General features: G+C 37.6%; 30 protein-coding genes. 27 read left to right on the plus strand and 3 right to left on the minus strand.

Translation table 11 applies throughout. The features are described 5' to 3' along the window. The first annotated feature begins 693 nt into the window (after positions 1–693). The 13 genes from V2145_RS08415 (at position 694) to V2145_RS08475 (ending at position 12096) form a co-directional block, all read left to right on the plus strand. Positions 694–1179, plus strand: a complete 486-nt coding sequence (locus V2145_RS08415) for a polymorphic toxin type 15 domain-containing protein (RefSeq protein WP_226638941.1) — start codon at positions 694–696, stop codon at positions 1177–1179. A 14-nt stretch (positions 1180–1193) separates the two neighbouring features. Beyond that, positions 1194–1736, plus strand: coding sequence for a T6SS immunity protein Tdi1 domain-containing protein (locus V2145_RS08420; protein ID WP_061786728.1), 543 nt, complete (start codon positions 1194–1196; stop codon positions 1734–1736). An 809-nt stretch (positions 1737–2545) separates the two neighbouring features. Then, the gene (locus tag V2145_RS21445) at positions 2546–2932 is read left to right on the plus strand and encodes an HNH endonuclease (RefSeq protein ID WP_078990564.1); all 387 of its coding nucleotides are present in this window, start codon (positions 2546–2548) and stop codon (positions 2930–2932) included. Between the two features lie 25 nt (positions 2933–2957). Then, on the plus strand, positions 2958–3398 hold the full coding sequence (locus tag V2145_RS08430; protein WP_078990064.1) for an SMI1/KNR4 family protein: 441 nt from the start codon (positions 2958–2960) through the stop codon (positions 3396–3398). Positions 3399–4489: 1091 nt separating this feature from the next. Further along, positions 4490–4882 (plus strand): recombinase family protein, encoded by a 393-nt coding sequence (locus tag V2145_RS08435; RefSeq protein ID WP_330987545.1) that lies wholly within the window; start codon positions 4490–4492, stop codon positions 4880–4882. A gap of 5 nt (positions 4883–4887) precedes the next feature. Further along, positions 4888–5397, plus strand: coding sequence for a hypothetical protein (locus V2145_RS08440; RefSeq protein ID WP_330987546.1), 510 nt, complete (start codon positions 4888–4890; stop codon positions 5395–5397). A 6-nt stretch (positions 5398–5403) separates the two neighbouring features. Beyond that, positions 5404–6096 (plus strand): SMI1/KNR4 family protein, encoded by a 693-nt coding sequence (locus V2145_RS08445; protein WP_222483127.1) that lies wholly within the window; start codon positions 5404–5406, stop codon positions 6094–6096. Positions 6097–6366: 270 nt separating this feature from the next. Next, a complete protein-coding gene (locus V2145_RS08450) occupies positions 6367–7269 on the plus strand; it encodes an HNH endonuclease (RefSeq protein WP_330987547.1) in 903 nt (300 codons plus the stop codon). A gap of 5 nt (positions 7270–7274) precedes the next feature. Continuing rightward, positions 7275–7760: a DUF6985 domain-containing protein gene (locus V2145_RS08455; protein ID WP_078989700.1), complete on the plus strand. Its 486-nt coding sequence runs from the start codon at positions 7275–7277 to the stop codon at positions 7758–7760. An 809-nt stretch (positions 7761–8569) separates the two neighbouring features. Then, positions 8570–9082 carry a DNA/RNA non-specific endonuclease gene (locus V2145_RS08460; RefSeq protein ID WP_442956798.1) on the plus strand — a complete coding sequence of 171 codons (513 nt, stop codon included), beginning with the start codon at positions 8570–8572 and terminating at the stop codon, positions 9080–9082. Between the two features lie 4 nt (positions 9083–9086). After that, positions 9087–9566: an immunity protein YezG family protein gene (locus tag V2145_RS08465; RefSeq protein WP_094912892.1), complete on the plus strand. Its 480-nt coding sequence runs from the start codon at positions 9087–9089 to the stop codon at positions 9564–9566. A gap of 318 nt (positions 9567–9884) precedes the next feature. Further along, complete coding sequence (locus V2145_RS08470) at positions 9885–11102, plus strand: RNA ligase (protein WP_330987548.1); 1218 nt, start codon at positions 9885–9887, stop codon at positions 11100–11102. 1 nt (position 11103) lies between these two features. Beyond that, positions 11104–12096 carry an AAA family ATPase gene (locus V2145_RS08475; RefSeq protein ID WP_119542725.1) on the plus strand — a complete coding sequence of 331 codons (993 nt, stop codon included), beginning with the start codon at positions 11104–11106 and terminating at the stop codon, positions 12094–12096. Between the two features lie 38 nt (positions 12097–12134). On the opposite strand, the gene V2145_RS08480 is transcribed toward V2145_RS08475, so the two are convergent. The 3 genes from V2145_RS08480 to V2145_RS08490 form a co-directional block, all read right to left on the minus strand. Next, positions 12135–12503 carry a hypothetical protein gene (locus tag V2145_RS08480; protein WP_076513629.1) on the minus strand — a complete coding sequence of 123 codons (369 nt, stop codon included), beginning with the start codon at positions 12501–12503 and terminating at the stop codon, positions 12135–12137. 73 nt (positions 12504–12576) lie between these two features. After that, positions 12577–13461, minus strand: coding sequence for an EamA family transporter (locus tag V2145_RS08485; protein ID WP_094912895.1), 885 nt, complete (start codon positions 13459–13461; stop codon positions 12577–12579). Between the two features lie 179 nt (positions 13462–13640). Beyond that, a complete protein-coding gene (locus tag V2145_RS08490; protein WP_094912896.1) occupies positions 13641–13988 on the minus strand; it encodes a hypothetical protein in 348 nt (115 codons plus the stop codon). 207 nt (positions 13989–14195) lie between these two features. On the opposite strand from V2145_RS08490, the gene V2145_RS08495 reads away from it, so the two are divergent. From V2145_RS08495 to V2145_RS08560, 14 genes are all read left to right on the plus strand, one after another. Then, on the plus strand, positions 14196–15392 hold the full coding sequence (locus V2145_RS08495) for a GTP-binding protein (protein ID WP_210607986.1): 1197 nt from the start codon (positions 14196–14198) through the stop codon (positions 15390–15392). A gap of 15 nt (positions 15393–15407) precedes the next feature. Beyond that, a complete protein-coding gene (gene dcd, locus V2145_RS08500) occupies positions 15408–15941 on the plus strand; it encodes a dCTP deaminase (RefSeq protein ID WP_094912898.1) in 534 nt (177 codons plus the stop codon). Between the two features lie 175 nt (positions 15942–16116). After that, a complete protein-coding gene (locus V2145_RS08505) occupies positions 16117–16377 on the plus strand; it encodes a metal-sensitive transcriptional regulator (protein ID WP_094912972.1) in 261 nt (86 codons plus the stop codon). Between the two features lie 48 nt (positions 16378–16425). Further along, entirely contained in the window at positions 16426–16653 is a 228-nt protein-coding gene (locus V2145_RS08510; RefSeq protein ID WP_094912900.1) for a sulfurtransferase TusA family protein, read from the plus strand. A gap of 58 nt (positions 16654–16711) precedes the next feature. Further along, positions 16712–17188: a DsrE/DsrF/DrsH-like family protein gene (locus V2145_RS08515; protein WP_094912901.1), complete on the plus strand. Its 477-nt coding sequence runs from the start codon at positions 16712–16714 to the stop codon at positions 17186–17188. Positions 17189–17203: 15 nt separating this feature from the next. Beyond that, positions 17204–17491, plus strand: a complete 288-nt coding sequence (locus tag V2145_RS08520; protein WP_330987550.1) for a rhodanese-like domain-containing protein — start codon at positions 17204–17206, stop codon at positions 17489–17491. A 39-nt stretch (positions 17492–17530) separates the two neighbouring features. Then, positions 17531–18094 (plus strand): sulfurtransferase TusA family protein, encoded by a 564-nt coding sequence (locus V2145_RS08525; RefSeq protein ID WP_330987551.1) that lies wholly within the window; start codon positions 17531–17533, stop codon positions 18092–18094. A gap of 39 nt (positions 18095–18133) precedes the next feature. Beyond that, entirely contained in the window at positions 18134–19261 is a 1128-nt protein-coding gene (locus tag V2145_RS08530) for an MBL fold metallo-hydrolase (RefSeq protein ID WP_330987552.1), read from the plus strand. Between the two features lie 15 nt (positions 19262–19276). After that, positions 19277–19498, plus strand: a complete 222-nt coding sequence (locus V2145_RS08535) for a sulfurtransferase TusA family protein (protein ID WP_025907960.1) — start codon at positions 19277–19279, stop codon at positions 19496–19498. Positions 19499–19552: 54 nt separating this feature from the next. Beyond that, on the plus strand, positions 19553–20329 hold the full coding sequence (locus V2145_RS08540) for a sulfite exporter TauE/SafE family protein (protein WP_330987553.1): 777 nt from the start codon (positions 19553–19555) through the stop codon (positions 20327–20329). A gap of 364 nt (positions 20330–20693) precedes the next feature. After that, positions 20694–21632 carry a heme o synthase gene (cyoE, locus tag V2145_RS08545; RefSeq protein WP_094912973.1) on the plus strand — a complete coding sequence of 313 codons (939 nt, stop codon included), beginning with the start codon at positions 20694–20696 and terminating at the stop codon, positions 21630–21632. A gap of 163 nt (positions 21633–21795) precedes the next feature. Continuing rightward, positions 21796–22569: an SDR family oxidoreductase gene (locus V2145_RS08550; protein ID WP_094912906.1), complete on the plus strand. Its 774-nt coding sequence runs from the start codon at positions 21796–21798 to the stop codon at positions 22567–22569. Between the two features lie 31 nt (positions 22570–22600). Further along, positions 22601–23173: a TetR/AcrR family transcriptional regulator gene (locus V2145_RS08555; RefSeq protein WP_094912907.1), complete on the plus strand. Its 573-nt coding sequence runs from the start codon at positions 22601–22603 to the stop codon at positions 23171–23173. 4 nt (positions 23174–23177) lie between these two features. Then, the gene (locus V2145_RS08560; RefSeq protein WP_094912908.1) at positions 23178–24053 is read left to right on the plus strand and encodes a 3-hydroxyacyl-CoA dehydrogenase family protein; all 876 of its coding nucleotides are present in this window, start codon (positions 23178–23180) and stop codon (positions 24051–24053) included. Positions 24054–24062 lie beyond the last annotated feature (9 nt).

Genomic DNA, 24062 nt, shown 5'->3' on the forward strand with positions numbered 1-24062 from the left:
GATGCGTACAAAACGTCCAAATCGTTTAAAGCGCTTGAACAAGCAGAAAAAGGTCTCTACGGCCTAGTCGCCGCAAACGGCATGTACGAATTCACAACGGGAAAAGACATGTTTGGCAATGCGATTTCTGAAGAGCAGCGCCAAAACAGCCTGTTCCAATCGCTCGGCATTGCAGGCGCAGGTGCCCTATCGACGCGCTACGCAGCCAATATGGGTCAAGCCGTGGTGACAAAAGGAACCGAAAAGCTCACGCAAATGCGTAACACGCTTCGCACAAGCACCGTTGCCAACGTCACCAAACAAGCGTACCAAAGCGTCAAAACCGCGCCCGCATCGTGGACACAGTCATTACATAAAACGTATACGAGTATTTTAGACAGCACCATGCCAAGGTTCATGCCTGAACTAGCCCCAGCCAGTCCAGCGCTTGCCCAGCAGACGGTAAGGGAAACCTTGCAGAACGTGAAGCAGCAAGCGATGCAGATGATTACGCCCATTTACAACCCAAAAGTCAAGCGGTACCAAGACCCAGGGACAGGGAGATTTGTGGGGAATCCGAATGTGGAGCGTGTGGAGAAACCTGTTGGAGTGGAGAAGAAGGGTAAAGAGGTTGAGCTGGTTCGGAATGTTGAGAGTGTTCAGGATGTTTCTAAGGGTACGGGTAATGTAAAGCATTTAGATGATGTACCAAGAATAAAAGAAGTTGAAGTTAATTTTAAAAGAAATGATAAACATGACTCCGAAGAGTTTGCAAGACAATTGAAAGACCAAGAAAAAGGTATGAATGAACTAACAGTTGATGAGTATTTAAAAAATCGTGAGAAGTATATTGAACAAGGGCGTGCAATTGAAGGTAACGCTGCACAACAAGCTGCTAGGGAAGAAGCTTATGTACAAAAGATAAATGAACTACAAAGAGAAGGATTAACGTTATCGAAAGCTAAGAAACAAGCTAAGGAGTGGTTAGATACTCAAGCTGCACTTCACAACCCAGACCAGATAGCAGGAGGAAAGGCAGAAGTAATAGGAGGTTTGGGAGATAAGAGAATAAATTCATCAATAGGTAGTCAATGGCGATATAGGATTGATATTGTTGATGAACAAATCAAGGAATTAGCAAAAAGTATGACACCAGAACAACTAAAAAATACTTATTTGAATGTGAAATTAACACATTAGTGGGAGGAGTATAAATGGAAAAATACTTAAAAGATTTTAAATTGCATAAAAAAGTTCCGAGTGAAATCATTGAAAAATATATGCAACTGGTACCAAACGAAATTATAGATTTATGGAGTAATTATGGATTTGGTACATTTATGCAAGGGTATTTTAAAAGTGTAAATCCAGAGGAATTTAAAGAGATTTTGGGAGAGAGTAGTCAAAGATACAAGGATTCAGTTGTGTTGTTTGCTACAGGTATGGGTGACCTAGTTATTTGGTCAGATGGATATGTTAGACTACTTAATTACAGGTATGGTGTGGTAAAGACAATTATGTTTACATTTGAATTTTTCTTTCAAAATATTAATGATTTGGAATTTAGAGATGAGGATTTGTCTTGGCAACCTTACCCCGAAGCCCTTAAACAATATAGTGAGTTGGATTATGATGAGTGCTTCGGCTATACACCGCTATTAGGTTTAGGTGGAGCAGAAAAAGTAGAGAATCTAAAAAAAGTCAAACTGAAGGAACATATTCTTATTATTACTGAATTTATGGGACCAGTTCAGTAATATTCGGGAGTATGTTACAGAATTAACTATAAGCACTTGATTGCCTTATTAGGAATCAGGTGTTTTTGTTTTCTTTTTAGAAATCTTAACTGTGTACGATATTGGATATTGCTTTACTGAAATTCATAGCTCATGAAGGTAGTACCATCATGGAGTATTGATTTTATATTTGGATTTTGTGAGAAGTACGATAAATAGGCGAGATGACATTTTAAACATACGCTGTGCTTATTACAGGGAACAAACCAAAAACTTACGAAATTAAAGAGCCTCGTGGGTTTATAGATAGAATTAGTAATGAATTACGTTATAAAATTAAAAGAAAGCACTTGATTGTCTATCTAGGCAATGAGTGCTTTATTTATGAAGATTTACGAATTAAAATATATATAATTACTTAGGTTCAAATCAACATTTTGCGGACAACCACCGTTTCCAACATAACCAAATAAGCGTACCAAAGCGTCAAAACCGTCAAAACCGCGCCCTTATCGTGGGCACAATCCCTACATAAAACGTATACGAGTAGTACCATGCCAAGGTTCATGCCTGAACGAGCCCCAGCCGGTTCAGCGCTTGCGCAGCAGACGGTAAGGGAAACCTTGCAGAACGTGAAGCAGCAAGCGATGCAGATGATTACGCCCATTTACAACCCAAAAGTCAAGCGATACCAAGACCCAGAGACAGGGAGATTTGTGACGAATCCGAATGTGGAGCGTGTGGAGAAACCCGTTGAAGTGGAGAAGAAGGGTAAAAAGGTTGAGAGTGTTCAGGATGTTTCTAAGGGTACGGGTAAGAACCAAGAAGTAGTGAAGTTTACAAAGGAACAATTATCTACTAAACCACCATATTCTAGAGATCCTGACAAATGGCAGAAAAAAGGTGGGAAAATCGAAATTGATGAGGAAGGAACGTGGACTTATACTGATTGGGAGATACCACCAAATCGTGTTTCTTATCCAGGTGGTTTTCCAGATTTCAAATCTGCTGGGATGGTAAAACAAGAAGTTCCAATAGGTAAGTTTGAGAGATATGATCTTGACTTTGCTAAGGCTGATGAATTAGCCCCAAATGGTCCTAAATCAGATGAAAATACATGGCACCATCATCAAGATTTAACTACTATGCAAGAAATTGATAAAGAGATGCACAGAAGATTCCGACACATGGGTGGAATGTCATTATCTAAGAAATAAAAAGATTAAAGGGGAGTGAAATAAAATGAATTTAAATGCTTTTGGTAAAGCAACAAAAGAATCGATTGAAGAATTTGAAGAGTTTTTAGGATTTTTACTTCCTGAAGATTATAAAAAATTTTTAAGTGAATATAACGGAGGGACTTCAAAAGTTAGGTATAGTAAATTTTATGTTAAAGAATTAAATCAGGAAATTCCATTAGATGTCTTATATGGTTTAGGTGTAAAAAAAACATTTGATTTAAGTGAATGCTATGAAGAGTTTGAAGAAGATATGTTAACAAATAGTTTAATAATAGGTGATGATCCGGGTTCAGGATTAATTGTACTCATTACCGATACTGAAAACCATGGTGTATATTATTGGGATCACTCTTTTTATTTCCCGGAATCAAGTGAAGAAGAAAATACGTATAAAATCGCTGGGAGTTTTAAGGAATTTATTAATGGATTGAAGTATCCTTAATCAAGAGCTTTTTAGTTAGCTAGCATAAACGAGCTAAGGCAAGATGACATTTTATTTGTTGTCGGGTACAAAGACATGGAACGCATAAAAAACTAACGACTAAACACAAACTCGTAAGTTTTAAAGGTAGTACTTGGCACGAGACACAAAAGGTATCATACTGTTTTTCTGATGCAATGAAACTTAAAGCACTTGATTGTCAACTAGAGGCAACAAGTGCTTTTTATTTTTAGATTACAACATAGGGTACGGATAAGACTGCTAATTTTTAAGAAAAAAAGAAGAAAATGATAAGTATTCCCTTGATTTATCAGTAAATTAAACCGAATATATTACTTTACCTTGATTGGCTATATGCCTTTCAAAGCTTTTGGTATATAAAATTTTATGGTTAAAAATAAACTAACAATTGAATCAAATACTTATGATGGTAAGCGATATACGAATGACAAAGCTCGTGGTGATAAAGGGAGAGATACATTGTACATGAGAAAATGAATGAAACAATATAATAAAATAGACTTAAGTTGGACGATATGAAATTGCTTATGTGAAATTCATAGCTCATGATGGTTGTACCACCATGGAGTTTTGTTTAATACTTGGTTAGTGTAAAAAGTACGATAATTAGACGAGATGACATTTTACTGGGCAATGAATATAAACACATGGAATGTATATTAAACTAACGAACTCGTACAAACTCGTAAGTTTAGTATTTGTTATGAAATATAAAAAGTGTCATATTGTTACTACAAAACTTACAAATTTATGCTACTTAAAAATAGATGAACTTAATGAGCTTGATTGTCAATTAAAGGAAACAAGTGCTTTTTTGCGTTTTAGGATACAAATGAGTAGACACATTATAATTTTATAAGTGCGCTAAGTGTTAAATTTTTATTGTTGTTTTATAGACTGTAGTGGCTGTGAACAGCGTACGACGATAGTAGAGGGAAAGATAAAGGGTTGTATTATTTTTTGAAGTCATCGTAAAGTACGTTTTAACGGATGGACGTTATGCACACGTTATCTGCAAAAAACGGGTAAACGTTACAGGGACTTTAATTGCTGTAACGGGAGGGAGCATTATGAAAGAGAAGGTAGTTGGTTATGTAGGAGTTTCAACTAAAGGGCAAGTACGTGAAGGGTATAGCTTAGCGTATCAAGTAGAAGAAATTGAAAGGTATTGTGACGAAAATAAACTCCAACAGCTTCACATATATGAAGATAGAGGAATCAGTGGAGAGACAGTTGAGGAAGATGGATTAACTGTTGAGCGAGAAGGCTTGCAAGAGCTATTGGCAGATACAGAATATCATCAAGTAAGTCAGGTAATTGCACTGAATACGTCTCGTTTGTGGCGCTCTGATATGGCAAAAGTATTGATACAACGAGAGTTAAAAAATACGGCGCAGATGTTAAAACGATTGAGCAGCCAAATTACAGCATATAAACACATGAACCAAATGATTTTTTTGTGAATGGCATGTTAGAGCTGTTAGATCAATATCAAAGGCTCGAAATTGCATTAAAGTTGAGTATAGGCAGAAAGAAAAAAGCAGAACAAGGTGGCTATTTAGGTGGGGGAGTCATGTTTAGCTATACAGTACAGAAAGGGCAAAAAGTATTTAACAAAAATATTGATGATATTATTGGAACTGAGGATTTTGCCTTACCTGGAAAAATAATTGATAAAAAACTGCATGCAGATCATATTGTTTCCCTAGAGAAAATAGCTCGTATGGAAGGTTTTGAGACATTAACTTACAATCAACAGAAGGAAATTGCCAATTTTGTAGAGAATTTTATAGGTCTTAGTGAAGCAGCTAATACATCTAAAGGTTCAAAGTCATTTGCAGATTGGTACATCTACAAAAAAGAAAATATTCCGGTAAACCCTGTATTTAGGGAAAAAATGATATTAAAAGAAAAAGAACTAGAAATTGAGATCCAAAAAATTATAGATGAATTTAATAGGATAAATAAAAAGGAGTGATTTCGGGTGGATAAATTATCTTTTTTAAAACAATATAGAAAAAGTATAGAGTTTGTGTCTAACAGAGACTTACTCAATATTGAAAAGGAAAATATGCCTGAAAAATGGATAGAGATATTTAAAGAAACAGATAAAACTAGAAAGAAAGATAAATTAATAGCTTTATGGAATAGTGTATGTGAAAAAGAATTGAGTAATACTATATCATACTTGAAAGAGAATTTATTAGAATTTGAACTAATTGTAGATAATGGACAATATGCAGTACTATACAGCGTAAAAAGTGAAAATGACGAAATACTTTATTATGAAGGTGGTATACCGACTAATTCTATTCCAGAAATGCAACACGATTGGTCAAATGTTCCAGAATCTATAAAGGAGTTCTATGAAAAATTACACAATGGTTTTTATTATCTGCCAAGTAGAGCTATGGGACTTGTACCAGTAGAACGCATTACTCATTTTGAGGATCATGAATGGGGAATACTTGAAGAATTAGATGGGCCATTAGGAGTTAATATGGCTACAACATATGGTTTTTTTGAAAATGGCATGGGAGGATATGTTGCTATAGATTTAAACAACTGTATAGGTGATGTAGCGACATTGTGGTTTACCAATGATAAGCCTGAATATAATGTGGATTTTTGGGATATTGTAGATGAATGGATTGTAATAGGCCTTCAAGACAATTAAAAAATATATAAATATTTAGAAGCAGCAATGATAGGAGATTAGACATTTTAAACTTATGAAGTATTGTTACAAGGAACAAGCCAAAAAATTACGAAATTAAACTTGCTCGTGGGTTTAAGGATAGAATTAGTAATGAATTACGTTATATAATTAAAAGAAAGCACTAGATTGCCTAAATAGACAATCAAGTGCTTTCTTTATATAAAAGTACAAATTAAAATATATAATGCTTAGATTTACCATTCAAATAAGCAGAAAAAGCTCACGCAAATGCGCAATACGCTTCGCACAAGCACCGTTGCCAACGTCACCAAACAAGCGTACCAAAGCGTCAAAACCGCGCCGGCATCGTGGACACAGTCATTACATAAAACGTATACGAGTATTTTAGACAGCACCATGCCAAGGTTCATGCCTGAACTAGCCCCAGCCGGTCCAGCGCTTGCGCAGCAGACGGTAAGGGAAACCTTGCAGAACGTGAAGCAGCAAGCGATGCAGATGATCACGCCCATCTACAATCCAAAAGTCAAGCGATACCAAGACCCAGAAACAGGGAGATTTGTGGCGAATCCGAATGTGGAGCGTGTGGAGAAACCCGTTGGAGTGGAGAAGAAGGGTAAAGAGGTTGAGAGCGTTCGGAAGGTTGAGCTGGTTCAGGGCGGTTCTAAGGGTACGGGTAATAATAGCCAAATAGAGTTTACAAGAGGTTTTGACGTAGACCCTAAATACAGTTCTTATGAACAAAGGGTAAAAACTACCCCTCTTAACAAAGGTGAATGGAGTAACGAACGAGCAGAATCTTTATTTATCTCCGATAAGACCGGTGAAATAAAAAAAAACCTTGATGAAGCTGGTGTTGATGGAGTTGAGTATAAAAACGGAATGCCAGACTTTTCTCCATTTTCCAAAGGTGAAATTAAATTAGAAAATATGACTAATGATAGAAAATCAAACTTTTCGACTGCTGATGAAGAATTGGCTAAAAAGTGGAGTACACCAGAACAAAAATGGAGAGCAGAAGATATAGCTGATTGGCGAGAAGATAATAAATATACTTGGCATGAACTTAACGACTTGGAAACAATACAATTGGTGCCAAGTAAAATCAATAGTGTTTTTAAACATTTGGGTGGAGTTGGAGAATATAATATAAAAGTTAAGTTAGGAGAGTAATTAGGATGGCCATAATTAATGATGAATTATTTGGAAAGCTTGAATATAAAAACAATTTTTGGAGAGGAAAAACAACCATTAGAATGTTTGATTTACAAAGGGAAATACTTTTAAGTGTTGATGCACATGAAAATGCTGATTTTTCAAATGTACAAAGAGAAGCATTTATTAACTTTAATCAAGAAATGAAAAACATAATACATGAGGCTGAAAAGCAAGTCTACGATTACTATATTGAGAACTATGAAGAGTATAGAGAGATGTTAGGTAATGAATCAGAAGCAGATAAATTTGCACCAAAGATTGATTCTATCTCAGATTTAAAAGGAATAGTAAAGCCAGTTGAATTAATTGTAAGAAGAGTAAGAAAGAATGGAAAAAGAAGATTAGGTTTGCTTTGTGATGTTTCCTGGGATATTGACAATGGAATGGGAATAAAAATCGAATGTGAAATGGTAGAAGAAGTAGGTTATCAAGATATTGTATTATAACTTTCGAAATATTATGGACGATAAAGTTGATCTTGAATGGAAGTGAGTTCCTTCAAGGTTTTTTCACATAATTAATAGATGAGGGGTAATTTAAAAAGATTGTATGAAATTCATAACTCATGAAGGTTGTACCATCATGGAGTATCGTTTTAATACTTGGATAGTAAAAAAAGTACGATAATTGGGCGAGATGACATTTTAAACATACGCTGTATTTATTACAGGGAACAAACCAAAATCTTACGAAATTAAAGAGCCTCGTGGGTTTATAGATAGAATTAGTAATGAATTACGTTATAAAATTAAAAGAAAGCACTTGATTGTCTATCTAGGCAATGAAGTGCTTTCTTTATGAAGATTTACAAATTAAAATATATATAATCACTTAGGTTCAAATCAACATTTTGCGGACAACCACCGTTTCCAACATAACCAAACAAGCGTACCAAAGCGTCAAAACCGCGCCCGCATCGTGGGCACAATCCCTACATAAAACGTATACGAGCATTCTAGGCAGCACCATGCCAAGGTTCATGCCTAAACTAGCGCCAGCCGGTCCAGCGCTTGCCCAGCAGACGGTAAGGGAAACCTTGCAGAACGTCAAGCAGCAAGCGATGCAGATGATTACGCCCATTTACAACCCAAAAGTCAAGCGGCACCAAGACCCAGAGACAGGGAGATTTGTGGCGAATCCGAACGTGGAGCGTGTGGAGAAACCCGTTGGAGTGGAGAAGAAGGGTAAAGAGGTTGAGCGCGTTTGGAATGTTGAGAGTGTTCAGGGTGTTTCTAGGGGGACAGTTAAAGATAATATTATAAAGGAAATAAAAGAAATTGATTTCGGAAAACATATAATAAGAGGTAAAAACGGAAAAAAACAGTTACTTCCAAATGCAAAGTATGTAACTAATGATGATTATAAATATACTACCGATGAACTTGGGCGTATAGTCCATGTTGAGGCTCCTGAACTTATATTAAAAAAGGCTGATAGAAATAAATATGCACAAGCGAATGTAGGAGATAAAGATAGATTATCAGATGATGATGGTGGTCATTTAATAGGAGCTCAATTTAATGGCCCTGCGGATATAGATAATCTTGTACCACAAAATAGTCAGATTAATAGGAGAGGTGGAGTTTGGTATAATATGGAGACAGAATGGGCAAATGCATTAAAAGGGGTGCCTCCTAAGAATGTCTCCGTTAATATTAAACCAATTTATTCAAGTAACTCAATGCGACCAGATTCATTTACTATAAGATATCAAATTGAAGGAAAACGACAAGTAAGGTTAGTGATACAAAATAAATCAGGAGGTTGAGAATATGAGTTTTGAAAATGAACTAAATGAATTATATAAACAGATAGCTCAGCAAGTTAACGATTTAATTCCAATTGAATGGAGCGACTTTTATTTCAATGGAGAAGTGAAGGATAAAGAAGGGGGGGTATTCTTCTTTTTTACCCCTATTGACAGTAATGAACCAGTTTATTCTCATGATATCCCAGATATTTATCCTATAGATGAGAGTGTCCATGATGAAGAGATGCATAAATTGTTTGAACTAACAGTTAAACTGCAACAGGTTTTTATTGATAATGACCAAGAACCTTGGTTTTCAGTGACATTATTACTTAATTCATTTGGAAAACTAAATGTACATTTTGATTACTCAAATTGGCATGATAGCGAATTTGGTCCGGCAGCTAGAATTGAGTATTTTGAATATAAATATGTAAGTCAAAATAAAGAACAGCTAGATTTAGATTTAATAGAGAGAATGAAGAAATTTGAAGAAAAGTAAACAATTAAGCACTTGGTTACCTTTTAGGCAACAGGTGCTTTTGTTTTTGGTGAAGTAAGAACAACATGAATGAGACCAGGTTGGACTTCAAATTTCATAAAGGTGTTATCATAATGGAATGTTGATTTAATATTTAGGTTTCATGAGAAGCACGAAATAAGTGAAAAAACAATCTAACCTTACCAGAAGAATATAAAAAATTTATAAAACAGTATAATGGCTAAACACCTATAAAGAGCAATATTCTATTAAATTAAAAATATGTTATTATTTTCATAACGAAACAACGGAATGATTTAGAATAAGGGAGAGAAGAACATGGCTTCTTGGAATCCAGTTTTACAGCTAGTCACAGAGATTAAAAGAAAGTACGTAGCTTCGTTTGGCTTGGATACATATGATTTTAAAACGTGGATTGCAAAGCTTGGCAAGCAGGAGTATCACGATATATTTGACTGTTTGCATATAAATCAAAAAGATGAGTTTATGCTCATTCGCTACGACTTAACGGAAGTTCAACAGCAAATGTGGGAAGATCCCAATTCAATTTACCGAGAGTGTCGCAGCGTTGTGATTGATGTAAAAAGAGAAGAGCTGGTGTTAACGCCTTTTCGCAAGTTTTTTAACTTAAATGAGGTGGAGGAAAATCAGCTAGAGAGGATTGCTGAGAAATTTCGTTCAGCACAGACTGTTGAAGTAGCCAATAAGCTGGACGGTTCGATGCAAAATGCGCGTTGGTATAATGGTCAACTTTTCGTAGCGGGAAGTATGGCGCTTGATGCAAGAGATTCTTGGCGATTGGCTGAAGGCTACGCGATGCTGACTGAAAGCTATGTTCGTATGATTCAGTCTCGTCCGCATTTAACGTTCATCTTTGAGTACATTTCCAAAAAAGATGCTCATGTTGTGGTGTATGAAGAAAAAAATGAAGGCATGCATTTAATTGGAGCAAGGAGCGTAGAAACGGGTGAGCACCTCCCTTATCACAAGCTAATTGAGCTAGCCGACCACTGCGAGATTAAAGTAGTTGATCTGGAACAAAAAACGTTAGAACAGCTGCTTGTAGAAATGAAGCAGGTAAGATCAAACGAAAAAGAAGGTTGGGTTATAAACGTAGACGGTCACTACGTAAAGGTTAAATGCGATGACTATGTGAACATGCACCGCTTATTAGACCGAGTTTCGTCTGTGAACGTCATTATTGAAGCCATTGCGAACGAAGCGTTTGATGATTTAGTGTCAAAGATTCCAGATAGCTACAAAGAGCGAGTGAATAACGTCGCAAACCTTATTTTTACCTATTTAAAAAAGACAAAACAACAAATTAATGAGTGGTACGCAAAAGCTCCCAAGAAGACGCAGAAAGAGTTTATGATTTGGGTAGAACAAAATGTTCCTCAGCACATTAAGCCGTATGTGCGAAGCGAGTATTTAGATGTGAAATATAACTTGCTGAAAAAAGGCAAGCTTGGCTACAAGAAAATGTCAGAGTTAGGGTACCGTGAATTCGTTTCAGAAACAAAAGAAGGTGAGTAAGATGGAAAATAAGCTCGGGGAATTAATTATGCTGGTGGGTCTTCCTGGAAGTGGGAAATCCACATTAGCTGAAGAACTAAGGGCCACTAAAAAATATGTTCACTTATCTTCTGATAACATCAGACAAGAGCTGACGGGCGATGTGAATAATCAAGACGAAAATAGAAGGATATTTGAAGTGATGAATGAGCGAGCCATGGAGCTCTTAAAAAGCGGTCAGCATGTGATATATGATGCGACAAACGTTCATCGCAAACGGAGAAAGCATTTGATTACTCAAGTGTTCAAAGCAAGTAAAAAAAAAGCGTACTATTTAAATGAACATATTGACGAAGTGAAATCACGCAATCAACAGCGTTCGAGAGTGGTGAAAGAGGAATCTATTAACAGGATGTATAAAAGTGTTCATATTCCTGTTGAAAACGAAGGTTGGGACGAAGTGGTCTATGTTTCAGCTAAGGAGCGTCAACTTAATGAACATAAAGAAGCTTGTGAAAAGCTTTTTATCCAATACTTGCCCCATGATGAGTTATTTTCAGAACTAGCGCGCTATATACCAGACTTTAACGCGATTATTGATTTACCGCAAGACTCAAAGTATCACAGTTTCTCTGTTAGTCGACATACGTATTATGTTTATCAGTATATACAAGAGCACTATTCAGGCCCTAACAAGCTGGTTCTTTTGTGGGCAGCCCTGTTTCATGATCTCGGAAAAGGGACGTGTAAGTCATTTGTGAACTACAAAGGGGAAGAAACAAAATATGCGAGCTTTATCGGTCATGACTATGTTTCTTCCCAGCTGGCAGCTTATTGGCTGACGGTGCTTGGGTACGAAGACGAGCTCGTTAAACATGTGTCTGCACTCACTCAGTTTCATATGTATCCGATGGATATAGGCGATAAGAAGCTAAAGGAATTGAATGAGCTCCTTGGAGCGGAGCTTTTTCATCAGCTCATGATTTTGCATGAGGCAGATATACAGGCTAAATAAAAATAAGCAGCGAGGCAGAAGCCAGCTGCTTATTTCTATTAACCTTTAATCCTATCAAACGGCGTTTCTTTACCATTTATAAAGACTTTAAGCGTATGATTAGGCGAATCTAAGCTAAGTTTATAGATAAACGGCTTTTTTGTTTTGCTTTCTGATTCTGACTCATCCAGCTCAATGGTAATGACGTCATCTTTCTGTTTAAGGTCTGCTGATACTCGTTTAGATGTTTGATAAACAAGATACGTTTGATTGTCACCGTCTTGAATGAGCTGAAGATCATATGCAGCCTTTGCTTCTTTTTCAATAGACTTTGGAGCGCCTTTCACTTCACTTATGCTTACTGTAGAGCTATTACAAGCTGAGAGTATAATGGCAGTAAGCAACCCGAGCATCATGTTTTTTCTCAATAACGCACCTTCTTTTTACCTTTATTTTCCAATTATTATAAGGGAAGGGTGAGTAGTTGTAAATATTTTCTTTTTATAGACGAACTTCATAGCGCTCTTTGCGCTTTAAACTTGGAAAAGCAATGCCAACTAAAATAAGAATAACGCCCATCCATTGAATAGAAGCAACCGATTCATGTAACACAAAAGTGGACATAAACACAGCGGTTGGCAGTTCTGAAGCACTTAAAATAGCACCAAGATTTCCACCGACTTTTGGCATGCCGATATTAAACAGAATCGGAGGAAGCAATGACCCGAATAACCCCATTAATAGCCCATACATCCATAGATGTGTAGATACGAGTTCTTCCACCATAAACGTCGGTGGCATAACAATAAAGATAAGAAGCGCAGCACCGGTTGTCATGATGGCACTTTTGCGGATTGGATGAATCGAAATAGACGTGCGTCCGCTAAAAAAGATAAAAAATGAAAACGATACGGCAGCAAGCAGACCAAAGAGTATTCCTAGACCTGAAAAAGCAATCGTACTTTCAGCAACGCCGGATGCTAAGAGTGAACCTACCATAATAATAGCCGCTGCTACTAGCTGCTTAGAAGTAGGTGCTTTCTTGTCAAACACGTATTGTAAAATCATGCTGATCCATGTGAACTGTAGTAAAAGAATAATGGCAAACGACGCGTTGATGTAGCTAAGCGCGTAGTTGTAAAAAATCCCTGTTAGTCCCATTGGCGTCCCGCTGAGCAGTAAAACAGCCCAATTTTTTTTCCGAAGAGGACTTTTGGGCACAAAGCTAGCCAGTATCCAAAGCAGAAGTGCACCTAGTAGATACTGACTTCCTGTTAAGGCATTCACACCAAACCCCGCAGCGTATCCAAGCTTCACAAAAGTTGAGACAACACCATACGAGCACCCACCTAAAAAGACAAGGAGAGCATAAAACCATAAATTCATAAAAATCCTCCTTTAAACAATACAAAAGCCACCCATCTCCGAGGAGATGGGTGGCGAAAAATAGCAGTAAAAAATCCACCTGCTGCAGGAATTGCAGCTTTTAAGGTATGTAACTAGCTTTATTATAAAACGGAATAGATCTGCTATCAAGATAAAAAGCGTGGCGTACACCACGTTGTTTAAGCACGCTTCTTCAGCTGCAGGTTGCCTTTAGTAAATAAAATTTTAGCATTCATTGATTCATACAGGGCATAAACAGGATATCCAAATGCCAAGAACACAATAGCGGTCGGCACTTTTTCCACAATTGGAAAGTAACCTGTTAGAAACTCTTTTATAAAAATGCCAAGAAAAATAAAAAGTGGAACCATAATAACGGCACCTGCTAACAGGAATGGCGTCATTTTTGTTTCCTTTAATTTAGCCTTACAGTGAGGGCATGCCATGGTAAAAGGAGTTGAAAACTCTTCAAAGTGTTCAACCGTAATATCTTTCTGGCAACCCGGACAAGGTGTTGATGATTTCATTTCTTTGTTCCTCTCTAGTAAAAAAAGTATAAATGCTTTCTAATTATAATGAGTCTTTATGCTTATGTACACTCTTTTTTTAGACTGAAAGCGGTTGATTGTTAAAAGGCGTTCCACAAATACTTCTTGCGTTCCACAAAAAAAACATAGTATAGTATAATTTAAATCGTAATGATTACGATTTAAATTAATGAGGAGGTATTTGATATGAAAAAAATACCGGTAACAGTACTAAGTGGTTATTTAGGATCGGGGAAAACCACGTTATTAAATCACGTGCTCCAGAATCGTGATGGCCTTCGCGTAGCGGTGATAGTAAATGACATGAGTGAAGTAAATATAGACGCAGAGTTGGTGAAGCAAGGTGGGGATTTATCGAGGACAGAGGAAAAGCTCGTTGAAATGTCAAACGGATGCATTTGCTGCACGCTTCGAGAAGATCTGTTAGTTGAGGTTGAAAAGCTTGTTCAAAGAGGAAACATTGACTACATATTAATTGAATCAACAGGAATTAGTGAGCCGGTTCCAGTTGCTCAAACATTTTCGTATATAGATGAAGAGCTAGGCATTGATTTAACACAATTTTGTACATTAGACACGATGGTAACCGTTGTAGATGCCAATCGCTTTTGGCATGACTTTCAATCTGGAGATTCATTGTTAGACCGTAAAGAAGCGCTCGGTGAAGAGGATGCGCGTGAGATTGCAGATTTATTAATTGATCAAATTGAGTTTTGTGATGTATTGCTTTTAAATAAGTGTGACCTTGTTGATGAAAAAGAGCTTCAAAAGCTCGAAGGAGTGCTTCGTACACTTCAGCCAACTGCCAAAATCATTCGCACAACTCATTCAAAAGTTGATCCTACCGAGATTTTAAATACGGGCTTATTTGATTTTGATACGGCAAGTGCATCAGCAGGATGGCTTCGTGAATTAGAAGGAGGACATCATGAGCATACGCCTGAAACAGAAGAGTACGGAATTGGTTCATTTGTATATGATATCAAGCGTCCGTTTCACTCTGAGCGCTTTGTGACATGGGTTAATAATCTGCCAAAAGAAATTGTCAGAGCAAAAGGAATTGCTTGGTGTGCTACGCAAAATAACGTTGCGCTTCTAATGTCACAAGCCGGTCCATCTGTTAGTATTGAACCCGTTTCATATTGGGTAGCATCGCTTCCAGCCCTTGAACAAGAGCAGATTATTCGCGCCAATCCGCATTTGCTAGACACGTGGGATGAAACATATGGTGATCGCCATACAAAGCTTGTTTTTATTGGAATTGATTTAAACCCTGAACAAATTATGAAGCAAATTGATGCATGTTTATTGACAGAAGAAGAAATGAAAGGGAACTGGAAGGATTTAAAGGATCCCTTTACATGGGAGCTACAGAAAGCATAAAAAGGAGAATAATGCGTGATTTTATCAGATAAAACGATTAGTGAAAAGCTGCATAGTAAGAAGCTATCCATTGAACCTCTTACAAGTGAGCAGATCCAGCCTGCATCTGTTGACTTACGCCTGGGATTTAGCTACTTAAAGGTGAAAGAACATCAAGTTGGACTTATGTCTTTAGATGAAGAAATACAGTATGAGCATTTTGAAAATGAAGAGGTGATCATTCCACCCCATTCCTTCTTGCTGGCAACAACGCTTGAATACATTCGTCTTCCTGAGAACGTTACTGCTTTTGTAGAAGGAAGAAGTTCCATTGGACGAATGGGCTTGTTCATTCAAAATGCAGGATGGGTGGACCCAGGGTTTGAAGGTCAAATTACGCTGGAATTATATAATGCCAATCGGTTGCCAATTAAGCTTGTGAGCGGTCGGCGTATTTGCCAACTTGTGCTTGCAGAGATGGATCAAGCAGCTCAACAACCTTATAAAGGAAAGTATCAAAAACAGCGCAACGCAACCGGAAGCCGTATTTTTTTAGATGAAGACGTTTAACCTAGAAGCACTTATATCAATGATATAAGTGCTTTGTTTTATGGATGATCAAGCTTTAACAAAGGTGTAAATGGTCGGCACATTTATCATTTTAAAAAATATGTTGACAATTATACCTGTAGGGGTATATTATATGAGTAACGAAACACAGCACTTCAAAAAAGGAGGAACGCTGATGGAATATACGACTCAAATTCAAAATCGTGTTAAGCGTATAGAGGGTCAGCTTCGCGGCGTTTTGCGCATGATGGAAGAAGGAAAAGACTGCAAGGAAGTTATAACGCAGCTTTCCGCAGCACGATCAGCGATTGACCGTACAATGGGTCTTGTGGTGAGCACAAACCTAGTAGAATGTGCGCTTGAAGCAGAAAGAACAGGCGAGTCTGTAGATGAAATGATCCAAGAAGCCGTTGGATTACTAGTGAAAAGTCGCTAATTTTTTTAGAATAAAATATACCCCTGTAGGTAAATGGAGGAATGGGAAATGAACGTAACAAAACAATTAGACGCAAAAGGTTTAGCATGTCCAATGCCAATTGTACGAACAAAAAAAGCAATGAACGAATTACAAACGGGTGAAGTACTAGAAGTTATTGCGACTGATAAAGGAGCAAAAAGTGACTTAACAGCGTGGGCGAAGTCAATGGGACACAGAATCGTTAAAGCAGAAGAAACAGATAACGTACTATCATTTTGGATTCAAAAAGGCTAAATTTTTTTAGAATAAAATATACCCCTAATAGTATTAGTAATTTAAGGAGGACATAGAAATGGTAAAGAAAAGAACAACAATTGTATTATTCAGCGGTGATTACGATAAAGCCATGGCTGCTTATATTATTGCAAACGGAGCAGCAGCATATGATCATGAAGTAACCATCTTCCATACGTTCTGGGGGTTAAACGCTCTTCGTCAAGAAGCAATGGTCCCAACTAAAAAAGGATTTATGGAAAAAATGTTCGGTAAAATGATGCCTCGCGGCGCAGATAAGATGGGGCTTTCAAAAATGAACTTTGCAGGAATGGGACCTAAAATGATTAAAAGCGTCATGAAAAAGCATAATGCAGTTCCATTACCAGACCTAATTGATATGGCAAAGGAACAAGATGTGAAACTTGTAGCATGTACAATGACGATGGACTTATTAGGATTACAAAAAGAAGAGTTAGTAGATGGAATCGATTATGCTGGTGTAGCTGCTTATTTAGCAGACGCTGAAGAAGGTAATGTAAACTTATTCATTTAATGAGGAGGACTATTCATGAAAGAGATTTTAGCAAAAGAAGTTGAAAATAAATTAAATGAGCTAACAGTCCTTGATGTGCGTGAAGCAGCTGAGGTAGCGGAAGGTAAAATTCCTAACGCTCTTCACATTCCGTTAGGATTAATTGAATTCCGGTTGCACGAACTTAATAAAAAAGTTGAGTACACGGTGGTGTGTCGCTCAGGTGGGCGCAGCTCTCAAGCAGTTCGCTTTTTAGAAAATCAAGGATTTAAGGTTCAGAACATGACGGGCGGTATGCTTGCATGGGAAGGACCAACAGAATAAAAAAATTTACAGGTTAATATACCCTAGGAGGTAATGAGGATGAAAGCCAACGTAGTTTTAGATGCAAAGGGGCTAGCGTGCCCAATGCCGATTGTCAAAACAAAAAAAGCAATGAATGATGTAGAACCAGGACAGGTGCTCGAAGTGCAGGCAACGGATAAAGGTTCAAAAGCGGACTTACAGGCGTGGGCAGAGCGTACAGGTCACCAGTATTTAGGCGTCATTGAAGAAGGCGACGTGTTAAAGCACTTCTTGCGCAAATCATCTAATGAAGAAGGAATTGAAAAGAAACATCCATACCTTGTTAGTAACGATGAACTAGAAGCAAAATTAGCAGCTAACGAATCGATTCTTGTAGTAGATGTGCGAGAAGAAGCAGAATATGGATTCCGTCATATTCCGAATGCAGTTAATATTCCACTAGGAGACCTAGAGGCGCGTATGAATGAGCTTGATAAAGGTAAAGAGGTATTTGTTGTTTGCCGTACAGGAAGCAGAAGTGATTTAGCAGCTCAAAAGCTGAGCGAAAGCGGATTTACAAGCGTAAAAAATGTTGTACCTGGTATGAGTGAATGGTCAGGAGAAACGAAATCATTAGCATAAGTTTTTTTATCAAAATAAATACCCTGGGAGGTAATTAGGATGACAGTAAATCAAATGAGTGCTGCTGAGGTAGCAAAAAAAGCAATTAACAAAGAGGCTTTATTTATCTTAGATGTTCGTAACGAAGATGCATTCCAAGATTGGAAAATTGAAAGTGAAAACTTTATGTATTTAAATATTCCCTACTTTGACTTATTGGACGGTGTAGAAGGTATTCTAAATCAACTTCCACAAGATAAAGACATATTAGTTGTCTGTGCAAAAGAAGGCTCATCGATTATGGTAGCAGAAATGCTTTCAGATGAAGGAAAAGACGTATTTTATTTAGCTGGTGGTATGCGCGCTTGGAGTGAGCATTTAGAGCCAGTTAAGCTAGGCGAATTAAAAGACGGGGGAGAGCTATATCAGTTTGTTCGTATCGGTAAAGGCTGTTTATCATACATGGTTGTGTCAAACGGTGAAGCAGCAATTATTGATTCAACACGCATGACGGATACGTATTTACAGTTTGCCGATGAGCTAGGAGTGAAAATTACTCACGTATTTGATACGCACCTACACGCAGATCACATTTCAGGTGGACGCATGATTGCGGAAAAAACAGGAGCTGCTTATTGGTTGCCGTCAAAAGACGCAACAGAAGTCACTTTTGCATATGAAGCGCTTGAAGACGGTAACGACGTGACAATCGGAAATACAATGATTCACATTCACGCGCTTTATTCACCAGGTCACACAATTGGATCTACATCTTTCATCGTTGATAATCGCTACTTATTATCAGGAGATATTTTATTTATTGATTCAATTGGTCGTCCTGACTTAGCTGGTATGGCTGAAGATTGGGTAGCTGATCTTCGTGAAAGTCTATACGCTCGCTATCGTAACCTATCAGCTCAATTAATTGTTCTGCCGGCTCATTTTATGATTATGGATGAGCTAAATGAAGATGGAAGCGTAGCAAAACCGCTTCATGAGCTATATGCAAACAATCACGGCTTAAACATTGAGGATGAAGAGGAATTCCGTAAGTTAGTAACGGAGAATCTGCCTCCTCAGCCAAATGCGTATCAAGAAATTCGTCAAACAAATATGGGAAAAATGACTCCAGATGAAGATAAGCAGCGCGAAATGGAAATTGGACCAAACCGCTGTGCCGTTCGATAAAGAGGAGGAGAAATAATGGGAACTTTTGTAGATGCGACAGGATTAGCATGTCCAATGCCAATCGTAAAAACAAAAAAAGCAATGAATGAGCTAAATTCAGGTGAAATTCTAGAAATTCATACAACAGATAAAGGAGCAAAAAGTGACTTAGCTGCTTGGGCAAAATCAATGGGCCATGTGCTTGTTAAACACGAGGAAGAAGGATCTGTCTTCAAATTTTGGATTCAAAAAGCGTAACAAATAGAGGGGAACCACGCACGGTTCCCTTTTCTAATGAAAGGAGTCTATCACATGGATCTTTGGTTTATAACGGTTATCTTTTTAATTGGGTTTATTGGTTCATACTTATCTGGAATGCTTGGAATTGGTGGTTCAATTATTAAGTATCCGATGCTTTTATATATTCCTCCGATACTTGGTCTTACAGCTTTTTCAGCACATGAAGTCTCAGGAATTAGCGCTGTCCAAGTGTTCTTTGCGACAATTGGGGGCGTATGGGCGTATCGAAAAGGAGGTTATTTAAATAAGAATCTTATCCTCTACATGGGTGCTAGCATTTTAGCTGGTAGTTTTATTGGCGGGTTTGGCTCACAAATGATGTCAGAAGAAGGAATCAATCTTGTATATGGCATTTTAGCACTGGTGGCTGCCATTATGATGTTTGTTCCGAAGAAAGGCATTGATGACCTGCCACTTGATCAAGTAACGTTTAATAAATGGTTAGCTGCTGGCTTAGCTTTCATTGTGGGAGTAGGATCTGGTATTGTCGGAGCAGCGGGAGCCTTTTTATTGGTACCGATTATGCTTGTTGTTCTTAAAATTCCAACACGTATGACAATCGCCTCTTCTCTAGCCATTACGTTTATCTCATCAATTGGCGCAACGGTAGGAAAAGTAACAACTGGGCAAATTGATTACGGTCCAGCTCTTATTATGGTTATTGCAAGCTTAATCGCCTCTCCTCTTGGAGCAAAGGCAGGGCAAAAAATCAAGACAAAGGTTTTACAAATCGCTCTTGCACTATTAATTTTAGCAACGGCAATTAAAATATGGATTGATATTTTGTGAGCGTAGAAATTATTCTGCGCTTTTTTCTGTTGTGAAAATGTGAACAAAAGTCGAATTTTGTCATTAAATGCTATGAATACCTATCCGAAATGAATATTTTTATGATAAAATAAAATCATTATGTTCGTCTTGCTTCATTAGAACTGCTTTGTGACTAAGGGTTTGTTAACGTTGAAAAGAATAGAAAGACTAAAATAAGTTAACACTTGTACAAAAATGTATTTTTTGTGAACTTCTTCTTAGAAGTTAGTCAAATAAATAGTGAGTTGTTATTATTTAAGAAGAGCATGGAGTAGGAGACTACTTAAAACTACTTTTTTACTGCAAAGGCGGTAAAATTGACAAAGGAATGAAACAAACAATCATGCAAAGTACTACAAAAACAAATCATCATGCTGAACAAGCATCGTTACCAAAGCAAACGTTTGTGGCGATTTTATCCCAAACCATTAAAACAGGCATTATTAAATCTAATTTAATACCTATGTTTGCCGGGTTAACCTTAGCTTTGTACACATATGACATGAGTCTGTTTGATAATATTCCTGAAATTATTTTAGCTTTTATTGGCTCTTTCCTTGTGATCGGCGCAGCTGGGGCTTTTAATAACCTCTACGATCGCGACATCGATGCTATTATGGAAAGAACAAAAAGCAGACCGACTGTAACCGGTGAAGTGAAACCAACATTTGTATTAGCACTTGCAAGCAGCATGGCCATTCTGGGAATTGGAGCTCTTGCATTAACGACACCACTCGCTGCCTTGCTAGGATTTCTAGGGCTGTTTTTTTATGTGGTTCCGTATACAATGTGGACAAAGCGCCGCACAATTTATAATACAGAAGTCGGAAGTATTTCAGGGGCAATGCCTCCGTTAATCGGATGGGCAGCTATTTATCCAGACGTGACTCATCCAGCTATTATAGGATTATTCGTTGTAACTGTAATTTGGCAAATGCCACATTTTTATGCCATTGCGATTCGTAAACACGATGAGTACAAAGCAGCTAATGTACCAATGCTTCCAGTAGTTAAAGGGTTTGAACGCACGTACATTCAAACAAATATTTACCTCGCAATTTTAGTTGTCATTAGCTTTTTATTCGGAACGTTAAGCATAGGTTTAATGCTCGTTGCCTTGCTATTAAGCGTAGCTTGGTTTGTGCTTAGCATTACGGGGTACCGAAAAATGGATAAAGAAAAATGGGCAAAATCAATGTTTATTTTTTCACTAATTCATATGACGGTGTTATTTTCAACAATTATTATCTATTCATTAATAGGTATTTTCTTTAATATTTAAATCGAAAAGCGACTCCTTATCAAAAAGGAGTCGCTTTTTTAAAATAATAACTGTTTAAATTTTCTAAAAAATACTTGCTGTTATAAAATGATTCGGTATATGATAAATATGAAACATACCAACCGGTTAGTAAGTATAGACAATTCTGCGAGGAGGGAAAGAGATGCATGTGAAAGAGCTCTTTGACCTAACAGGTCAGGTCGCAATCGTAACGGGAGGAGGCCGAGGCCTTGGTGAACAGTTTGCAACCGGATTAGCTGAAGCGGGCGCTCACGTTATCGTTTGCTCTCGAAAGTTGGAATCTTGTGAAAGCGTATCCAAAAAACTGAGAGAGCTAGGCGTTGAGTCACTAGCAATGCAGTGTGACATTACAAGTCAAGAAGATGTTAAAAACGTTGTGGATACGGTTGTTGACCGATTTGGCAAAATTGACATAGTAGTCAATAATAGCGGAGCAACGTGGGGATCAAAGGTGGAAGAGATGCCTTTAGAAGCTTGGCAGAAAGTGCTTCAAACAAACGTAACAGGCACATTTTTAATGGCTCAAGAGGCTGGAAAACATATGATAGGTGCTAAAAAAGGGAAGATTATCAATATCGCATCGGTCGCTGGATTTGGAGGTTCACATCCCGAATATATGAATTCTATTGGCTATAATACAAGTAAAGGAGCACTTATTACGTTCACGAAGGATTTAGCCGTAAAGTGGGGACAACATAACATTCAAGTAAATGCAATCGCTCCAGGCTTCTTCCCCACGAAAATGGCGGCGATGACGATGAGAGAAGGAAGAGATTACTTTTTAGAACAAACGCCGCTCAAGCGTTTTGGTACAGACGTTGATTTAAAGGGAGCAGCTGTTTTTCTAGCATCAAGAGCCTCTGATTACGTCACAGGTGATGTTTTAGTTGTAGATGGTGGTTTGCTCGCAACATAATTTTCTAAAATCTTAAAAGGCGGCGGAGAAAATGAAAGAACGCATCATGGAAATAAGCATTTTACTATTTGCGAAAAAAGGCTTTAAAGAAACGTCCATTCAAGATATTGCAGCTGAATTGAACGTGACCAAAGGAACCTTTTACTATTATTTTAAAAGCAAAGAAGAAGTGCTGCTTGATATTCACCGCTCGTATATTGAGCACTTAGTTGAAAACCAAGAAACCATTTTGCGTGCTGATGAGCTGTCTTGCGGAGAAAAACTCTATGAGATGATTTTTAAATTAATTTACGATATTGAAAAAGAAGGACTGCGAGCTAAAGTGTTTTTTCGCGAAATGCGCCATTTGAGTGATAACCACCTTTTAAGCATTGTGCCAAAGCGTGATCAGTTTAAAATGAATCTTCAAAATTTAATTGAAGCGGGAATAACAGCCGGTGAATTTAGAAATGACTTGCCAGCTGATATCGTAACGCTTGGAATTTTAGGCATCACAAACTGGAGCTATTTCTGGTTCCAGCCAAGCGGAGAACGTTCAGCAAAAGAAGTAGCAGCGATTTTTTATAACATGCTAGTAGATGGACTACAGTCGAAAGGGGAATAGAAAGATGATTATTAAGCATATAACAGTTGTAGGCGCGGGGCAAATGGGTCATCAAATTGCCATCTTAGCGGCTTTAGGAGGATATGAAACGACGATTCATGATATGAATGAACATTCACTCAATAATTCAAGAAACCAGCTTCATATGCTGTTAGATCGCTGGATTGCTAAAGGTAAATTAACCGTAAAGCAAAAGGATGAAGCGCTTGTTAAGCTATCGTATACGACCGATTTAAAAGAAGCTGTTGCTGCTACTGACTTTGTAATTGAAGCGGTTGTTGAAAAGCTTGAAGTAAAGAGAAGCGTATTTGCCGAACTTGATGAGTATGCGCCAAAGCACGCTATTTTAGCTTCCAATAGCTCAACAATCGTTAATTCATTACTAGCTTCCGCAACGACTCGACCTGATAAAGTCGTAAATATGCACTTTTTCTTCCCGCCAGTTGTCATGGACTGCGTAGAAGTTGTCATGAGTGAAGAAACAAGTCAAGAAACAGCGGCGATTACCATGAACGTATGTAAGCAAATGAACCGTACGGCAGTTCTGCTTCAAAAAGAGATCTCTGGTTTTGTCGCTAATCGTATTCTAGGCGCTCTTCATAAAGAAGCGATGTTTCTTTATGAAAATGGTTATGCGGACTTCAAAGATATTGATTTAATTTGTAAAAAAGCACTTAATCATCCAATTGGACCATTTGAATTGATGGATTTATCCGGTATTGATGTTGGCTACTACGTAATGAATCAACGTTATACAGAAACGGGAGATCCAAGCGATTTGCCTCCTCAATTCTTAAAAGAAAAAGTAGAAAAAGGAGAGCTTGGGCGTAAAACAGGAAAAGGGTTTTATACGTATGAAAAAGAGCATATCAAAAAATAACGAGCAATC

The organism is Priestia sp. GS2, assembly GCF_036409025.1.
Classification (GTDB): domain Bacteria; phylum Bacillota; class Bacilli; order Bacillales; family Bacillaceae_H; genus Priestia; species Priestia aryabhattai_A.

What these genes read in the sequence shown, in the direction of transcription:
- V2145_RS08420 (WP_061786728.1), top strand. Translation starts at nt 1,194, where the DNA reads ATGGAAAAATACTTAAAAGATTTTAAATTGCATAAAAAAGTTCCGAGT.
- V2145_RS08430 (WP_078990064.1), top strand. Translation starts at nt 2,958, where the DNA reads ATGAATTTAAATGCTTTTGGTAAAGCAACAAAAGAATCGATTGAAGAA.
- V2145_RS08435 (WP_330987545.1), top strand. Translation starts at nt 4,490, where the DNA reads ATGAAAGAGAAGGTAGTTGGTTATGTAGGAGTTTCAACTAAAGGGCAA.
- V2145_RS08440 (WP_330987546.1), top strand. Translation starts at nt 4,888, where the DNA reads ATGTTAGAGCTGTTAGATCAATATCAAAGGCTCGAAATTGCATTAAAG.
- V2145_RS08450 (WP_330987547.1), top strand. Translation starts at nt 6,367, where the DNA reads ATGCGCAATACGCTTCGCACAAGCACCGTTGCCAACGTCACCAAACAA.
- V2145_RS08455 (WP_078989700.1), top strand. Translation starts at nt 7,275, where the DNA reads ATGGCCATAATTAATGATGAATTATTTGGAAAGCTTGAATATAAAAAC.
- V2145_RS08465 (WP_094912892.1), top strand. Translation starts at nt 9,087, where the DNA reads ATGAGTTTTGAAAATGAACTAAATGAATTATATAAACAGATAGCTCAG.
- V2145_RS08470 (WP_330987548.1), top strand. Translation starts at nt 9,885, where the DNA reads ATGGCTTCTTGGAATCCAGTTTTACAGCTAGTCACAGAGATTAAAAGA.
- V2145_RS08475 (WP_119542725.1), top strand. Translation starts at nt 11,104, where the DNA reads ATGGAAAATAAGCTCGGGGAATTAATTATGCTGGTGGGTCTTCCTGGA.
- V2145_RS08485 (WP_094912895.1), bottom strand. Translation starts at nt 13,461, where the DNA reads ATGAATTTATGGTTTTATGCTCTCCTTGTCTTTTTAGGTGGGTGCTCG.
- V2145_RS08490 (WP_094912896.1), bottom strand. Translation starts at nt 13,988, where the DNA reads ATGAAATCATCAACACCTTGTCCGGGTTGCCAGAAAGATATTACGGTT.
- V2145_RS08495 (WP_210607986.1), top strand. Translation starts at nt 14,196, where the DNA reads ATGAAAAAAATACCGGTAACAGTACTAAGTGGTTATTTAGGATCGGGG.
- V2145_RS08505 (WP_094912972.1), top strand. Translation starts at nt 16,117, where the DNA reads ATGGAATATACGACTCAAATTCAAAATCGTGTTAAGCGTATAGAGGGT.
- V2145_RS08510 (WP_094912900.1), top strand. Translation starts at nt 16,426, where the DNA reads ATGAACGTAACAAAACAATTAGACGCAAAAGGTTTAGCATGTCCAATG.
- V2145_RS08515 (WP_094912901.1), top strand. Translation starts at nt 16,712, where the DNA reads ATGGTAAAGAAAAGAACAACAATTGTATTATTCAGCGGTGATTACGAT.
- V2145_RS08520 (WP_330987550.1), top strand. Translation starts at nt 17,204, where the DNA reads ATGAAAGAGATTTTAGCAAAAGAAGTTGAAAATAAATTAAATGAGCTA.
- V2145_RS08525 (WP_330987551.1), top strand. Translation starts at nt 17,531, where the DNA reads ATGAAAGCCAACGTAGTTTTAGATGCAAAGGGGCTAGCGTGCCCAATG.
- V2145_RS08530 (WP_330987552.1), top strand. Translation starts at nt 18,134, where the DNA reads ATGACAGTAAATCAAATGAGTGCTGCTGAGGTAGCAAAAAAAGCAATT.
- V2145_RS08535 (WP_025907960.1), top strand. Translation starts at nt 19,277, where the DNA reads ATGGGAACTTTTGTAGATGCGACAGGATTAGCATGTCCAATGCCAATC.
- V2145_RS08540 (WP_330987553.1), top strand. Translation starts at nt 19,553, where the DNA reads ATGGATCTTTGGTTTATAACGGTTATCTTTTTAATTGGGTTTATTGGT.
- cyoE (WP_094912973.1), top strand. Translation starts at nt 20,694, where the DNA reads ATGCAAAGTACTACAAAAACAAATCATCATGCTGAACAAGCATCGTTA.
- V2145_RS08550 (WP_094912906.1), top strand. Translation starts at nt 21,796, where the DNA reads ATGCATGTGAAAGAGCTCTTTGACCTAACAGGTCAGGTCGCAATCGTA.
- V2145_RS08555 (WP_094912907.1), top strand. Translation starts at nt 22,601, where the DNA reads ATGAAAGAACGCATCATGGAAATAAGCATTTTACTATTTGCGAAAAAA.
- V2145_RS08560 (WP_094912908.1), top strand. Translation starts at nt 23,178, where the DNA reads ATGATTATTAAGCATATAACAGTTGTAGGCGCGGGGCAAATGGGTCAT.